General features: G+C 71.5%; 15 protein-coding genes. 7 read left to right on the plus strand and 8 right to left on the minus strand.

The genetic code is table 11. The annotated features are described in order from the left end of the window. Positions 1-47: 47 nt before the first annotated feature. The 3 genes from CLV43_RS22485 to CLV43_RS22495 are packed head-to-tail and all read left to right on the plus strand — an operon-like array spanning position 48 to position 2,546. On the plus strand, positions 48-350 hold the full coding sequence (locus CLV43_RS22485) for a DUF6403 family protein (protein ID WP_106189204.1): 303 nt from the start codon (positions 48-50) through the stop codon (positions 348-350). Further along, positions 343-1,680 (plus strand): hypothetical protein, encoded by a 1,338-nt coding sequence (locus tag CLV43_RS22490; RefSeq protein ID WP_106189205.1) that lies wholly within the window; start codon positions 343-345, stop codon positions 1,678-1,680. The genes CLV43_RS22485 and CLV43_RS22490 overlap by 8 nt, the downstream gene beginning before the upstream one ends. Further along, on the plus strand, positions 1,677-2,546 hold the full coding sequence (locus CLV43_RS22495) for a hypothetical protein (protein ID WP_211304476.1): 870 nt from the start codon (positions 1,677-1,679) through the stop codon (positions 2,544-2,546). The genes CLV43_RS22490 and CLV43_RS22495 overlap by 4 nt, the downstream gene beginning before the upstream one ends. Here the strand turns inward: CLV43_RS22495 and CLV43_RS22500 are convergent. The 4 genes from CLV43_RS22500 to CLV43_RS22515 form a co-directional block, all read right to left on the minus strand. After that, positions 2,543-3,508: an NAD(P)-dependent alcohol dehydrogenase gene (locus CLV43_RS22500; protein WP_106189206.1), complete on the minus strand. Its 966-nt coding sequence runs from the start codon at positions 3,506-3,508 to the stop codon at positions 2,543-2,545. The genes CLV43_RS22495 and CLV43_RS22500 overlap by 4 nt on opposite strands. Beyond that, positions 3,505-3,732 carry a helix-turn-helix transcriptional regulator gene (locus CLV43_RS22505; RefSeq protein WP_106189207.1) on the minus strand — a complete coding sequence of 76 codons (228 nt, stop codon included), beginning with the start codon at positions 3,730-3,732 and terminating at the stop codon, positions 3,505-3,507. The genes CLV43_RS22500 and CLV43_RS22505 overlap by 4 nt, the downstream gene beginning before the upstream one ends. Beyond that, complete coding sequence (locus CLV43_RS22510) at positions 3,726-4,181, minus strand: hypothetical protein (protein WP_245886806.1); 456 nt, start codon at positions 4,179-4,181, stop codon at positions 3,726-3,728. The genes CLV43_RS22505 and CLV43_RS22510 overlap by 7 nt, the downstream gene beginning before the upstream one ends. Positions 4,182-4,290: 109 nt before the next feature. After that, on the minus strand, positions 4,291-5,103 hold the full coding sequence (locus CLV43_RS22515) for an esterase/lipase family protein (RefSeq protein ID WP_106189208.1): 813 nt from the start codon (positions 5,101-5,103) through the stop codon (positions 4,291-4,293). Positions 5,104-5,265: 162 nt separating this feature from the next. On the opposite strand from CLV43_RS22515, the gene CLV43_RS22520 reads away from it, so the two are divergent. Next, positions 5,266-6,654: a WS/DGAT/MGAT family O-acyltransferase gene (locus tag CLV43_RS22520; protein WP_245886808.1), complete on the plus strand. Its 1,389-nt coding sequence runs from the start codon at positions 5,266-5,268 to the stop codon at positions 6,652-6,654. Then, positions 6,651-7,223 (plus strand): hypothetical protein, encoded by a 573-nt coding sequence (locus CLV43_RS22525; RefSeq protein WP_106189210.1) that lies wholly within the window; start codon positions 6,651-6,653, stop codon positions 7,221-7,223. Before CLV43_RS22520 ends, CLV43_RS22525 begins: the two co-directional genes overlap by 4 nt. Positions 7,224-7,654: 431 nt before the next feature. Here CLV43_RS22525 and CLV43_RS22530 read toward each other — a convergent pair whose 3' ends face one another. Genes CLV43_RS22530 through CLV43_RS22540 form a run of 4 tightly spaced genes read right to left on the minus strand, consistent with a single transcriptional unit; the run spans position 7,655 to position 10,414 of the window. Continuing rightward, entirely contained in the window at positions 7,655-8,563 is a 909-nt protein-coding gene (locus CLV43_RS22530) for an alpha/beta fold hydrolase (RefSeq protein ID WP_211304477.1), read from the minus strand. Positions 8,564-8,607: 44 nt separating this feature from the next. Further along, the gene (locus tag CLV43_RS22535) at positions 8,608-9,483 is read right to left on the minus strand and encodes a patatin-like phospholipase family protein (RefSeq protein WP_245886810.1); all 876 of its coding nucleotides are present in this window, start codon (positions 9,481-9,483) and stop codon (positions 8,608-8,610) included. Then, the gene (locus tag CLV43_RS50090) at positions 9,480-9,611 is read right to left on the minus strand and encodes a hypothetical protein (protein WP_281262173.1); all 132 of its coding nucleotides are present in this window, start codon (positions 9,609-9,611) and stop codon (positions 9,480-9,482) included. Before CLV43_RS50090 ends, CLV43_RS22535 begins: the two co-directional genes overlap by 4 nt. Then, positions 9,608-10,414: an LLM class flavin-dependent oxidoreductase gene (locus CLV43_RS22540; RefSeq protein ID WP_106189213.1), complete on the minus strand. Its 807-nt coding sequence runs from the start codon at positions 10,412-10,414 to the stop codon at positions 9,608-9,610. The genes CLV43_RS50090 and CLV43_RS22540 overlap by 4 nt, the downstream gene beginning before the upstream one ends. A 306-nt stretch (positions 10,415-10,720) precedes the next feature. On the opposite strand from CLV43_RS22540, the gene CLV43_RS22545 reads away from it, so the two are divergent. Beyond that, a complete protein-coding gene (locus CLV43_RS22545) occupies positions 10,721-13,039 on the plus strand; it encodes a Tex family protein (protein ID WP_106189214.1) in 2,319 nt (772 codons plus the stop codon). 22 nt (positions 13,040-13,061) lie between these two features. Then, positions 13,062-14,669 (plus strand): phytoene desaturase family protein, encoded by a 1,608-nt coding sequence (locus CLV43_RS22550; protein WP_106189215.1) that lies wholly within the window; start codon positions 13,062-13,064, stop codon positions 14,667-14,669. Positions 14,670-14,677: the final 8 nt, after the last annotated feature.

Here is a 14,677-nt window from a genome sequence, read left to right on the forward strand (position 1 = left end):
GCACAATCGGTTCGCCAACCGAAGTATTCGACCTGGAGTGGCAACGCATGGTGCTGGTGTGGGTCGTCGGAGTGGTCGTGCTGGTCGCCGCCGGGTTCGGGGCGGTGGTGCTGCCGTGGTGGCGGGCGCGCGAGGTGGAGCGGCGGACGGCGTGGTCGGCGGCGCGGGCGGCGATCGAGAGCGCCGGGGTGAGTCGGGATGCCTCGATGTCCCGTGTGGACGAGGCGGAGCGGTTGTTGGCGAAGGCGGAGGCGATCGCGGCCGACCGGGGTGGAACGGCGGCGGCCAGGACCGCGTCGGAGTGCGCGAGCCGGGCCGACCGGTTGTGGCGGGAGGCCGTTGATGGGTAGGTGGGCCGGGTGGGTGCGGTGGGGTGCGCTCGGCGCGGCGGTGGTCGTGCTGGTGGTGTTCCTGGTGGCGCAGCGGCAGAGCATCGACGTGAGCTACGGGCAGTCCCCCTCGTCGTCCGGCCCGGTCCAGGAGGGCTCCGCAGGTGAGCTGAGCGACGCGACCGTGCCGTCGGTGGACGAGATGACGGCGATGGTGGCGGCCGACCCCGTCGTGCGGCTGCCCGGTTCGATCGCGCACTGGGACGAGGACCTGGTGCGCAAGGCGATCGGCGACGCGGGCATCCGGATCCTGGTCGCGCCGCCCGGACTGGACAAGGACGAGCGCGGCCGGGTGCGCGACGTGGACAACGCGCAGCTGCGGGTGATCGGCACGGAGGTCACCGGCAGCGCCTACCAGGCCTCGGCCGACGACCTGCCGAGCTGGCGGGCCCAGTTCGCGACGGGTGACGTGACGAGCCTGCTGCTCACGCTGGTCGCGAGCGTCCGCAAGCAGGACCCGCCCGGCGACGTCGACCTGTTCCGCTGGCGGCCGCCGACCGAGGCCGAGGTCACCGCCGTCGCGGCCGACCTGCGGGCGGGCGGTGTGCACATCGCCGACGGCGCGACGCTGACCGACATCCCGAAGTCGGCCGGACCCGCGTTCCCGGACGGCGCGCTCTACGCCGCGTTCCCCCAGCAGACCTTCGGCGAACCGGTCCCCGAGTACGGCCCGGCGCTGGCCGCGCTGTTCCCCGGCCGGGCGGTCGTGGTGGTCTACGGGTCGTGGATCGAGTACCACGGGCCCGACGCGGCGGACTTCGCGGACGTCGTCGCCGCGAGCTTCTACGGCCAGGCCGCCGACCGGATCAGCACGTACGCCTACCCGCAGGGCAACGTCCTGCACGCCTACCTGAACCGGGTGACCGACGTGCGGTACGCCGGGCTGTTCGACCGCCCGCTGCCCTACCTGCCGCTCGACCCGCTGCGGGTGGCGCTGCCCGCGCTGCCGTGGCTGTTCGCCGGGTGCGTCGTGGTGTTCCTCGCCCTGTCCACGCGCTCGCTGCTCGGCCCCCGCCGCGGCCCGCGGTCGGCGGGCGTGCCCGCTCGGCTGGCCGGTCTCACGGCGCTGGCCATCGAGATGTCCGGGCTCACCGACGAGAAGAGCGACCCGGCGCTGACCCGCGGCATCACCAAGCTGCGCGCGGCGGGCGACGCGCTGGCGGAGAACCTGCCCGACGGGCACGTCCGCACGCTGCTCGACAACGCGGAGGCCGAGCTGGACGACACGGCGTGGACGTTGGGGCGCAACGACTACCGCCCGTACAACTACCTCCGGGGCAGGTTGGCGTGAAGCGGGTCATGAGGTTCCTCGGCACGGCCTTCGGTGCGGCCGTGCTCGCCTGCCTGGTCCTCGCGGGCTGGGCGCTGTGGTCCGGCGGCGTCCTGGACGGCCCGGTCGCCCGGCAGGTCCGGTCGTCGTCGGTGTACGCCGCGCCCGGTGTCGAGCTGGACCGGGCGGCCGCCGAGAAGATCATCGGCAACCGCAGGCTGGTCGTCGCCTTCCTCTCCCCGGACGCCGACCTGAAGGCCGCCTGCAAGGGCGTGCACCAGGCCGCGGACGGCACGATCGCGCTGATGCTCAAGCGCGCCGACGACGAGTACGACAAGTACGCCTGCGCCCTGCTGCCCGACAGCGACGACGAGAACTTCGGCAAGGCGTTCGTCGCGGAGTCGATGATCCGCAACGGCGTCGACCAGTTCCCCGACCGGCCGCTGGAGGTTCTGAAGGTCGTCGCGGTCAACTACGACCTGCTGGTGAAGTCCGGCGCCGTGCCCGACGGCGCCCGCACGATCAGCCCGTCGCTGCCGCGGTACCTGGTCGCGGCCGCCGCCATCGCGGCCGTGGTGCTGGGTGCCGCCGGGATCTACTTCGGGGCCAGGCGGGCGGGCGGGCTCGCCACCGCCCGGCAGGAGCGGCGCGACGCCGCCGGTGACGCCCGCAGCGCGTTGGGCGCGAGCGCGGCGGTGCTGGCCCAGCAGATCATCGACCTCGACCGGCGGTACACGGCGACGACCGACAAGGCGTTCGCCCGGAAGTACCGGCGGATCACGACCGACTACACCGGCCTGCTGGCCGAGATCGCGGCGGGCCGGACGCACCCCGACGTGCTCACCACCCGCGTCACCGTGCTCAGCGAACGGTGCGCCAAGCTCTAGACGGTGATGACGACCTTGCCGGTCGGGTGCCCCTGCGCGAGGTAGCGGACGGCGTCGGCGGTGGCGCTCAACGGGTACGTCCGGTCGATCACCGGCCGGACCGTGCCAGCCTCGAGGTGCCCCCGCAGCAGTTCCAGGTCCGCACGCGGCTGGGAGGCGACGAACGTGCGGATCCGCTGCCCCACGACCAGCGACAGCACCATCCCGCGGAGCTGGCGGTCCATCCCGCGCAGCAGCCGCCCCTCCTCCTCGCCGCCGACGATGACCAGCGTCCCCTTCGGCGTGAGGGCACGCCGAAGGTGCGCCAACGTCCGGTTGCCCGCCGTGTCCAGCACGAGGTCGTACCGGGTGCCGTCGGCCAAGTCCTCGCGCGTGTAGTCGACGACCGCGTCCGCGCCGAGCGACCGGACGAGGTCCACCTTCGCCGGTCCGCACACCCCGGTCACCCGCGCCCCGAACGCCTTCGCCAGCTGCACCGCGTACGCGCCGACCCCGCCGCCCGCGCCGATGACCAGCACGTCCTGCCCCGCCCGCACCCGTCCGGTGTCGCGCAGCCCCTGCAACGCCGTGCACGCCGACACCGGCACGGCCGCGGCCTGCTCGAACGTCAGGTCCGCGGGTTTCGCCACGAACGCGTCCTCCGCTCCCACCGCGTACTCGGCGAACGACCCGCCGCACGTGCCGAACACCTCGTCGCCCACCGCGAACCGGCTCACCCCCGGCCCGACCTCCTCGACCACCCCCGCCACGTCCAGGCCGAGCGAACGGTCCTTCGGCACCCGCAGCCCCGTCACCAGCCGAACCGGGTACGGCAGCCCCGTCATCAGGTGCCACACCCCCGGATCCACCCCGGCCGCCCGCACCCGCACGAGCACCTCGCCGTCCCCGGCCACCGGTCTGTCGACGTCCACCAGTTCCAGCACGTCCGCGGAACCGTAGACATCTCGCACGATCGCTTTCACGTCATCTCCCCTGATGAGTACTGGAAAACCTCGTCGAGCGGCACACCGAACACCAGCGCGATCTGGAACGCCATTTCCAACGAAGGCGAATACCGCCCCTGCTCGATCGCGATCACCGTCTGCCTGCTCACCCCGATGCGCGCCGCCAGGTCCGCCTGCGTCATCTCCCCGTTGGCGAACCGCAACGACCGGATCGAGTTCGTGACCCTGGTCGCCTTCACCACGGCCCGAACCCCTTCCGGTAAGCCGCGATCTTCGCCACGTTCTCGGCCAGCGCCGAGAGCACGAAGGCCAGGTAGACGACGTTCGCGATCCAGAAGTGCGCCACCTCGGCCATCGCCAGCAGCAATGCCGCCACCGCCCCGACAACCACGAACGAATGCCCCGCGTGCTCCCCGAACCGGTAGATCTCCCGATCCCGCTGGTCCTTCTTCTCGACCTCTTTCGAGAACACCACCGCACTCACGATGTTCAGCACAATGGCCACCACGACCGCCCCCACGACCGTCCACACCAACGGCCGGACATAAGCGACGTCCACCAGCGCCGAACCACTTTTCCGCCCGAGCACCACCACGAGGTAGACCGCATAGGCGACCACCGACACCACCAAGGTGATCCACGACCGTCTTTCTTCGGCTGCCATGAATCGAATGTAAAGCAGCCCATACATGGTGTCAAGTTTGCTTAACATCACCGGCCATGGGGCGTCCAAGGGGTCTTCGGACGCGCAACAGGGCACCGGAGACGAAGCGGCCCACCCCGTGGGGTGGGCCGGTCGGTCAGGCGGCTTTCGGGTACATGTTGGCCATGCCCGGTGGTGGGGCGAACGGGTGCCAGTAGCCGTAGGGCTGGGAGAGGCGGTCGGCGATGACCCACATGACGGAGGGGTTGTAGGCGAAGCCGAGGTGGCTGCAGGAGACGGCCACGTTCTCGGCGCGCGGGCCTTCCGCGGAGCGGCAGCCCTGCCACGGGACGATGCCGTCGGAGCGCGAGTAGATCGAGGTGGCGGGTACCGGGAACGGGGGGCGGGTGTGCTCGGGCGGGGGCTGGGAGGCGCCTGCCTTGTAGAACCTGGCGAGCAGTTGGTAGACCGGGTTGGCCCTGGTGTGCTTCATGTCGGTCATCGCGTACGGGCTGCCCATGGTGATGACCTGGCGGACCAGCTCGGGGTGCTCCCTGGCGATCTCGCGGGCGAAGATGCCGCCGAGGCTCCAGCCGATGAGGCTGACCTTGTCCGTTTCGCCCAGTTCGCGGAGCAGGGCGCGGATGCCCTGGACGGCGGGGATGGTGGGGCCGATGTTGCGGCCGAGGCCCCAGCCGTGCACGTCGTAGCCGAGGCGGGACAGGAAGCGGCGCAAAGTCGCCGTCGTGGTGTCGGTGGCGCCGAGGCCGGGCAGGACCAGCACGGGGTGGCCGTCGCCGCTCGGGGCGGCGCGGAGCAGCTGCCGGGTGGAGGCGAACTGGCCGATGTCGACGGCGGCCCTCGTCGGCTCGGTGAGGTACCAGAGCAGGCTGGGGGCTTGACCCTCGACGAGCTGGAGAGGAGGCTCGTCCGGCAGCGGGAAGTGGGCGTCTGAAGGTAGGGCTGACATGGCCACCCTCCGTTCACTCGGCAGATCCACTACTCCATGTGTCCATGATGTTTCCTGAACGTGAATTGCGCCACCCCTAGAACGTCTCGGTTGGCCCCTCTCTCACCCCCTTAGCGCTGGACTGCGACTGACCGCCGGCCCTACGGTTCCACTGTGGACCGGATGAGCGCGATGGACGCAAGCTTCTACTTCGTCGAGGACGAGAACGTGCCGATGCACGTCGGGTCGGTGCTGGTGTTCGAGGGACCAGCCCCCTCCTACGGCGACGTGATCAGGCTTTTCCTCTCGAAGATGGACAGCGTGCCGCGCTACCGGCAGCGCGTGCGGAGCCTCCCGCTGCACGTCGGGCGGCCGGTCTGGGTCGACGACGACCACTTCCAGATCCTCTACCACGTCCGGCACACCGCCGTGCCCTCTCCCGGTGGTGACGACCAGCTGCGCAACCTCGCTGGCAGGCTGTTCGCGCAGCGTCTGGACCTGACCAAGCCGCTGTGGGAGATCTGGCTGGTCGAGGGCCTGGAGAACAACCGCTGGGCGATCATCTCCAAGGTCCACCACTGCCTGATCGACGGCGTGGCGGGCACCGACCTGATGCAGCTGCTGCTCGACGCCCGCAAGGACGTGGCGCTGCCCGAGCCGACCGAGTGGACCCCGCAGCGCAGCCCTTCCCAGCTCGACCTGGTGGTCGACGGTGTTCGTGACGCCGTGTGGACGCCGGTGAAGCACCTGGCCGCCATCCCGGCGTTCGCGCGGAGCCTGCGCAGCGGGTCCGAGCTGCTGGACATCGGTCGTGCGGTGCTCGGCAGCCTCCCCGGCACGGCCAAGCGCCTGACCTCGTCGGCGGCGGGCTCGCTGAACGGCCCGATCGGGCCGCACCGGCGGTGGGTGTGGACCAAGGCGGACCTCGCCGAGGTCAAGCGGATCCGCAAGGCCACCGGCGGCACCGTCAACGACGTCATCCTGACCGCCATCACGCACGGGTTCCGCGAGCTGCTGGCCAAGCGCGGCGAGCTGGTCGACGGCCAGGTCGTCCGCACGATGGTGCCGGTGTCGATGCGCGCCGAGAACGAGCACGACCGGCTGGACAACCGGGTCAGCGCCGTGCTGGTCAACCTGCCGGTCAGCTCGCTCGACCCGTTGGACCGGCTGTCCACGATCCGCGAGCAGATGGACGACCTCAAGGGCAGCCGCCAGGCCGCGGGCGCCGACGTGCTGACCAAGGCGGGCAACTTCGCCGCCCCCACGCTGCTCGCACTCGGCTCGCGCACCGCGATGCGGTTCCCCCAGCAGCTGCTCCAGACCGTGACCACGAACGTGCCTGGCCCGCGCGTGCCGCTGTACATGCTGGGCAGGCGCCTGCAGAACATCTACCCGTACGTGCCGATCGCCAGCACCATGCGGATCTCCATCGGCATCTTCTCCTACCTCGACGAGATCACCTTCGGCATCAACGCCGACTTCGACGGCGTACCGGACGTCCAGGTGCTCGCCGACGGCATCCGCTCCGGCTTCGACGAGCTCCTCGCCGTAGCGGCGGCCCCCGCCGAGTGATCCCCGGCCTCGTCCAGTCCGTCCTGCTGCTCGCCACCCGCCGGTTCACCGACCGGCGGGTAACCCTCCGCATCGGCGACGCCGACGCCTCGATGACCGTCACCGAGGTCGACTGCACCCTCGGCGCACTCGGCATGGCCCTGGGCCAGTTCGACGACGTCCGCCTGGTCGTGGAAGACGTCGTCTGGAAGCACCACACCGCCCACCGCCTAACCGCGACCTGCCACGACCTCCACCTCAACCCAGGCCCAACCCTGGTCGCGGGCCCAGTCACCATCGAACTGGTCCTGACCTCGTCAGACCTACCCGACCCCGTAGAAGTCACCCCCGACGGCACCCTCCGCTGGGCCTTCGTCCCACTCACACCAACAGTGGAGAACGGCGACCTCTGGATCACCACCGGCTACCTACCCCTGCGCAGACAGATCCCAGTCCCCCCACTACCAGGCGGCCTACACCTGACCACCGTCACCACCAGACCAAACGAGGTCGTCCTCACCGCACGCTCACCCCAATGGCGCGAACGCCTCCCCCTCAACTCCCTGACAAAACTCCTCCGCCCCGCCTAACCCCCAGACGTTGGACGCAGCCCACCAGCCCAGCCATTGGGCGCAGCCCGCCAGCCCAGCCATTGGGCGAAGCCCGCCAACGCGCATCCGGCGCGGAGCGCCTGGGGCCTCGTCGGCGCCAGCCGATGCCTTGTCCGACGCGCAGCGAGGATGCCTGAGTCAGGCGAAGCCTGATGCTGGCGAAGCCAGCCTTCCCCTCTGCCCCCGATCCACAGCGCCCTCCTGTCCGATCTTGCTTGTCAAGACAGCTCTATCGTCTTGACAAGCAAGATCGGGCATTGAGACAATCGCGCGCCGGGGGCTGGGCTTCCCAGGGGTGGGAGGGCAGGGCTGGACTTCGCGCGCCGGGGGCCGGGCTTCCCAGGGGTGGGAGGGCAGGGGCTGAACTTCACGCGCCGGGGGCCCAACTTCCCCAGTTGATGGGCACCCCATCACCCCACCTCAAGCCACCCCAACACCCTCTCCGCCACCACCTCCGGCACCTCGATCTGCGGCACGTGCCCAATCCCCTCGAACACGTCGAACCTCCACCCCGGATTCCGCGCAGCAGTAGCCCGCGCCGATCCCACCGGCACCAACCGGTCCCGGTCCCCCGACATCAGGAACACCGGCGCTTTCACGTTCTTCATCGCCCGCCAGTACGCCCCGCGCCGGGCGTTCACGTACACGATCGACTTCGCCGCGGCCAGGAACGCCCCGTCCAGTCCCGGTACTTCCGCCCGCTGCTCCACCAGGCTCATCGACGCCAGCACCAGCTCTTCGGGCACCTTCGACGAGTCGGCGCACACCAGGTTCATCACCTGCTTTACCTGTTGGCGCGGGGTCTGCCCGGACCGGGCTTTCGCGAGCACCCGTTCCCCCACTCCCGGCAGGGCGTAGAGGAAGAAGGTGGACATGACCAGCGGGTCCGGTCGGATGCCCAGGACCAGGGGGAGTGCCGGGTCGACCAGGACGAGGTGGGTCACGGTGTCCGGGTTCGCGGCGGCTTGCAGGATGGAGATCATCCCGCCCATCGAGTTGCCGACCAGCACCACCGGCTTGCGGACGACCTCGCGGAGGAACCGGTTGAGCAACTGGGCGTTGGCCGCGACCGTCGTCCGCCGCCCTTCGGGGTTGGTCAGCCCGAACCCGGCCAGGTCGACGGCGAGGACGTGCGCGTGCCCGATGAGCCGCGGGGCGAGCAGGCACCAGTTGAGGTGCGACCCGCCGAGCCCGTGCACGAGGACGATCGTCGGCGCGTCCGGGTCGTCCGGTCCGCCGAAGTCCACGTAGTGCACCGGGCCGGCAAGATCCGCGTAATGGCTGGTCCCGCCCCAGTTCGCCACGCTCATCGCTGTCATACCGACCAGTATGTCGCTTGGGGCTACCAACCGGTAGTCGAGCGTCAGGGCGTCTCCGCCGGTGGGCCGCCGGGGTACCCGTAGAGGCCGGGACCGTCGACGTCGACGGTGTCGAGGAACGCGGTGGACGCGGCGTACGAGCTGGCGACCAGCTCGGCGGTGTGGCTGAAGTCCAGCGGCGTCACGGGCTGCACGGGCGGGCCGGGCAGGTAGAGGACGGGGACGTCGGCGGAGGCGAGCTCGACCTCCAGCACGGCCTGGTTGCGCATGCTGAGGGTGGCCCAGAACAGCAGCGTCTCGGCGAGGGTCTGCGGCACGGTCGGCAGGTGTCCGGGGAACGCACAGTCCAGCACCACCAACGACTTCGCCCCCATCGCGAGGGCCTGGCGGATGGGCACGTTGGCGAGCACGCCGCCGTCGTAGAGGACGCGCCCCTCGTGGTGCACGGGCGGGTAGACGCCGGGGATGGCGCTGCTGGCCAGGATCGCGGGGACGAGCGCGCCGGTGCGGATGATGACCGGCTGGCCGGTCATCGAGTCGACCGCCACCGCGCCGAACGGGAGCCGCAGGTCGGCGAAGTCGTCCACCCCGCCGAGCCCCTGGGAGATCACGTCGGCCAGCCCGGTGTTCGGGAACAGGTGGGTCTTGCCGGTGCGCAGCGTGCGGAGCTGGGCGATCGGGCCGCCGGGGAACACCCTGGCGCGGGTCATCCGCTCCCAGATCAGCGCCAGCCGCTCCGGCGCCTTGTCGGGGTCGAGGGCGAGCAGCGAGCCGTTGACCGAGCCCACCGACGTGCCCACGACCAGGTCGGGGGCGATGCCGTGCTCGGCCAACGCGCGCAGCATCCCGACCTGACCCGCGCCGAGGCTGCCGCCACCACCCAGCACGAACCCGACCGGGCCGGGGAGATCCGGCGTCACGACGGCGGTCCCGCGGTGACACGGCACAGGTCGTGCACGGCCAGCACACGCTGCACCCCGACCTGACCCGCGCCAAAACCGCCGCCACCCAGCACGAACCCGACCGGACCGGGGAGGTCCAGCGTCATGACGGTGGTCCGGCGGTGACGCGGTGCAGCACGGCCTCCGCCGTGGTGGCCCAGTCGGACTCGACCCACCAGGTCGCGCCCGCGTCCGCCCAGTCCCGCACGGAGTCGCCGGGCTCGGTCACGCCCTCCGCGACCACGTCGTAGCCCTCCCACGGCAGGCCGATGTCCGCGCGTTCCCGTCGGGCCGCGGTGACGACCTCGGCCAGTTCGGCGGGTGTGCCGGGACCGCGGGCGCCGTTCGGGTCGAGCACGTTCGGCACCAGCCCGTCCCAGCGGACCGCCCGGCCGAGCGAGACCGGGCTCGGGTGCGCGCCGACCACCCACACCGGCACCCTGGGCCGCTGCACGGTCGGCGGCGGCGGGAAGAAGTCCGTCTCCTTCACGGAGTAGCGCTTGCCGTCGAACGAGAACGGCTGGCCGTGCATCAGCCCGTCGTAGACCGCCAGGCCCTCGTCCACGAGCAGCGCGCGCTCGGCGCGGCCGGTGTCCGGCTCGAACGCGGTCCAGCCGGGGTGCGGCGCGCCGAGCCCGACGGTGAGCTGGACGCGGCCGCCGGACAGCCGGTCGAGCGTGCCCGCCTTGGAGGCGAGGTCCCACGGTTTGCAGCGCGCCAGCGGGGTGAGCATCGTGCCGAGCCGGATCCGCTTGGTGCACATGGCCGCGGCGGTCAGCGCGACCCACGCGTCGACGCCCCACACCGCCTCGGCGAGGAACACCCCGTCCCAGCCGTGCGCCTCGGCCAGCACGGCCGCCTCGGCGACGTCGGGTGCGTCGAAGAAGGGCAGCACGACACCTGCTCGCATGGCACACCTCCGGCGAGCACGGTAACCCGGTGCACCGGAACCCGCCGCCGGTCGCGGGGCATGTCACGCCCGGCATTTTGTCTCGCAGGACAACTGCGCGCGGCAGGCGATCCGGGCGTACCGGACAACGCCCGAGAACATGAGATTTCCTCCGGTTGACGAACGCCGCGGTGAATTGCCCGACGCCGGCGAGAACAAAGCGGCCGGACCGCGCGCGGAATGTGGTCCCAACGGCGCAGTGAATTGCTCCGTCGACCCGACACCCGACCGACCGCCGGCACGTGAGGGCGGGCACAATGCCTGTCCGTGACGACTTCCATTCACCAGAGGATCGCCGACGAGCTCGGTGTGCGCGCGGGGCAGGTCACAGCGGCCGTCGACCTGCTCGACGGCGGGGCCACCGTGCCGTTCATCGCCCGCTACCGCAAGGAAGTGACCGGCACGCTCGACGACACCCAGCTGCGCACGCTGGAGGAACGCCTCGGCTACCTGCGGGAGCTCGAGGAGCGCCGCGCCGCGGTGATCGACTCCGTCCGCACGCAGGGCAAGCTGGACGACGCGCTGCACGCGCAGCTCCTCGCCGCCGACTCGAAGGCGCGGCTGGAGGACCTCTACCTGCCGTTCAAGCCCAAGCGGCGCACCAAGGCGCAGATCGCCCGCGAGCAGGGCCTGGAACCGCTCGCCGACCAGCTGCTCGAGGACCCGTCGCACAACCCGCAGGAGCTGGCGGCCGGGTTCGTGACCGAGGAGGTCGCGGACGTGGCGGCGGCGCTGCAGGGCGCCCGGTCGATCCTGGTCGAGCGGTTCGGCGAGGACGGCGACCTCATCGGCGAGCTGCGCGAGCAGATGTGGACGCGCGGTCGGCTGGTCTCGAAGCTCCGCGAGGGCAAGGAGGAGGACGGGTCGAAGTTCTCCGACTACTTCGACTTCTCCGAGCCGTTCACGAAGCTGCCCTCGCACCGGATCCTCGCGATGTTCCGCGGGGAGAAGGAGGAGGCGCTCGAACTGGCGCTGGAGCCCGAGGAGGCCCCGGAAGAGGGTCCGACCAGCTACGAGACCCGGATCGCGCAGCGGTTCGGCATCGCCGACCGCGGCCGTCCGGCCGACCGCTGGCTCAACGACACGGTGCGCTGGGCGTGGCGGACGCGCATCCTGATCCACCTCGGCATCGACCTGCGGTCGCGGCTGCGCCAGTTCGCCGAGGACGAGGCCGTGCGCGTGTTCGCGTCCAACCTGCGCGACCTGCTGCTCGCCGCACCGGCGGGCACCCGCGCCACGATGGGCCTGGACCCCGGCTTCCGCACCGGCGTGAAGGTCGCCGTCGTGGACGCGACCGGCAAGGTCGTGGCGCATGAGACGATCTACCCGCACGTGCCCGCGAACAAGTGGGACCAGTCGATCCACACCCTCGCGGCGCTGGCCAGGAAGCACGACGTCGAGCTGATCGCCATCGGCAACGGCACCGCCTCCCGCGAGACCGACAAGCTCGCGGGCGACCTGATCAGCAGGCACCCGGACCTCAAGCTCACCAAGGTCATGGTGTCCGAGGCGGGCGCGTCGGTGTACTCGGCGTCGGCGTTCGCGTCGCAGGAGCTGCCCGGCCTCGACGTGTCGATCCGCGGCGCGGTGTCCATCGCGCGCCGGTTGCAGGACCCGCTGGCCGAGCTGGTGAAGATCGACCCGAAGTCCATCGGCGTCGGCCAGTACCAGCACGACCTCGCCGAGGCGAAGCTGTCGAAGTCGCTGGACGCGGTGGTCGAGGACTGCGTGAACGCGGTCGGCGTCGACCTGAACACCGCGTCGGCACCGCTGCTGACCCGCGTCTCCGGCATCACGTCCGGGCTGGCCGAGAACATCGTGCTGCACCGCGACTCCAACGGCCCGTTCCGCTCGCGCAAGGCGCTCAAGGACGTGGCGCGGCTGGGCCCGAAGGCGTTCGAGCAGTGCGCGGGCTTCCTGCGCATCCCGAACGCCGACGACCCGCTGGACGGCTCCACGGTGCACCCCGAGGCCTACCCCGTGGTGCGGCGGATGCAGGAGGCCGTGGGCGGCGAGTCGGTGGTCGGCAACGTGGCGCTGCTCAAGTCGCTGCGGGCGGAGAGGTTCGTAGACGAGACGTTCGGTCTGCCGACGATCACCGACATCCTGCGCGAGCTGGAGAAGCCCGGCCGCGACCCGCGCCCGGCGTTCAAGACCGCGACCTTCGCCGACGGCGTCGAGAAGCTCGGCGACCTGCGGCCCGGCATGGTGCTGGAGGGCGTGGTCACCAACGTCGCCGCGTTCGGCGCGTTCGTCGACATCGGCGTCCACCAGGACGGCCTGGTGCACATCTCCGCGCTGTCCAACGACTACGTGAAGGACCCGCGCGACGTCGTGAAGTCCGGCGACGTGGTCAAGGTGAAGGTGATGGAGGTCGACATCCCGCGCAAGCGGATCGGCCTCACGATGCGGCTGCAGGACGAGCCGGGCAAGCCCAAGGAGCAGCAGCAGCGCGGTGGCGGCGGCCAGGGCAGGCCCCGCGGCGGTGGCGGCGGTGGCGGCCAGCAGCGGCAGCAGCGCCCGGACCGCGCCCCCGCGGGTGGGGCGATGGCCGACGCACTGCGGCGCGCCGGACTGGGCAAGTAGTCGGACGACTCCAGGAGGCAGCATGGGCCGGCCTGCACCGGGTGGGGACGACGTGGACGCCGTGGTCGTCGGATCGGGCCCGAACGGGCTGGTCGCGGCGAACGTCCTCGCCGACGCGGGCTGGTCCGTGCTGGTCCTGGAGGGCGCGGACACCCCCGGTGGCGCGGTGCGCACCGAGGAGATGACCGCGCCGGGGTTCCGCAACGACGTGTTCAGCGCGTTCTACCCGATGGGCGCCGGGTCGCCGGTGATCCGCGGGCTCGCGCTGGAGGAGCACGGGCTGCGGTGGGTGCACGCGCCGGAGGTGCTGGCGCACGTGCTGCCCGACGACCGGTCCGTGCTGCTGTCGCGCGACGTCGACCGCACGGCCGAGTCGGTGAGCGCGTTCGCACCCGGTGACGGGGACGCGTGGCGGGCGGAGTTCGCGCTGTGGCGGCGGATCCGCGACGACGTGCTGGACGCGCTGCTGCGGCCGTTCCCGCCGGTGCGGGCCGGGCTGGGGCTGCTGAGGTCGCTGGGCACCGCGGAGGCGTTGCGGATGACCAGGATGCTCACCCAGCCCGTGCGGGCGGTGGGTGAGGAGAAGTTCGCGGGCGAGGGCGCGCGGCTGCTGTACGCGGGCAACACAATGCACACCGACCTCGGACCCGACCAGTCCGGCGGCGGGGTGTTCGCGTGGCTGTTGACGATGCTGGGGCAGGAGATCGGGTTCCCCGTGCCGCGAGGCGGGGCGGGCGAGCTGACGAACGCGCTGGTGCGGAGGCTGGAGAGCCGCGGCGGGCGGGTGGAGTGCGGTCGGCGGGTGACGAAGGTGCTCCAGGCCGGTGGTCGGGCGATGGGGGTGCGGGACGCGTCCGGCACCGACGTGCGGGCGCGGCGGGCGGTGCTGGCGGACGTGCCCGCGCCGAACCTGTACCTGGAACTGCTGGACGTCGGGTCCTTGCCCGCGCGGTTGGTGGACGACCTGCGGCGGTTCGAGTGGGACGACGCGACCATGAAGGTGGACTGGGCGTTGTCCGGGCCGATCCCGTGGACGTCGCCGGACGCGCGGTTGGCCGGGACCGTCCACATCGGACCGGACGTGAACGGGTTGGCGGGCATCGCGAACGACCTGGCCTGCGGGAGGACGCCGCGGACGCCGTTCCTGCTGCTGGGGCAGATGACCACCGCCGATCCGAGCCGGTCGCCCGCGGGGACCGAGGCCGCGTGGGTGTACACGCACGTGCCGCGCGGGGAGCGGTGGTCGGCGGACCGGCTGCGGCGGCGGGTGGATCGGATCGAGCAGGTGGTGGAGCAGCACGCGCCGGGGTTCCGGGATCTGGTGATCGGGCGGGCGGTGCAGGGGCCCGCGGATCTGGAGTCGCGGAACGCGAGCCTGGTGGGTGGGGCGATCAACGCTGGTACCGCTGGGATCCACCAGCAGTTGGTGTTCCGGCCGGTGCCGGGGTTGGCGAGGGCTGACACGCCGGTGGATCGGTTGTTCCTGGCGGGGTCCTCGGCACATCCGGGGGGTGGGGTGCACGGGGCGCCTGGAGGGAATGCGGCTCGGGCGGCGTTGGTGAGGGACGGGTGGGGTGGGGAGGTGTACGGGGGGTTGATCCGGGGGTTGAACAGGGCGGTTTATAGCTAGGGGGGTGT

It is taken from the genome of Umezawaea tangerina, from assembly GCF_003002815.1.
GTDB classification, from domain to species: domain Bacteria; phylum Actinomycetota; class Actinomycetes; order Mycobacteriales; family Pseudonocardiaceae; genus Umezawaea; species Umezawaea tangerina.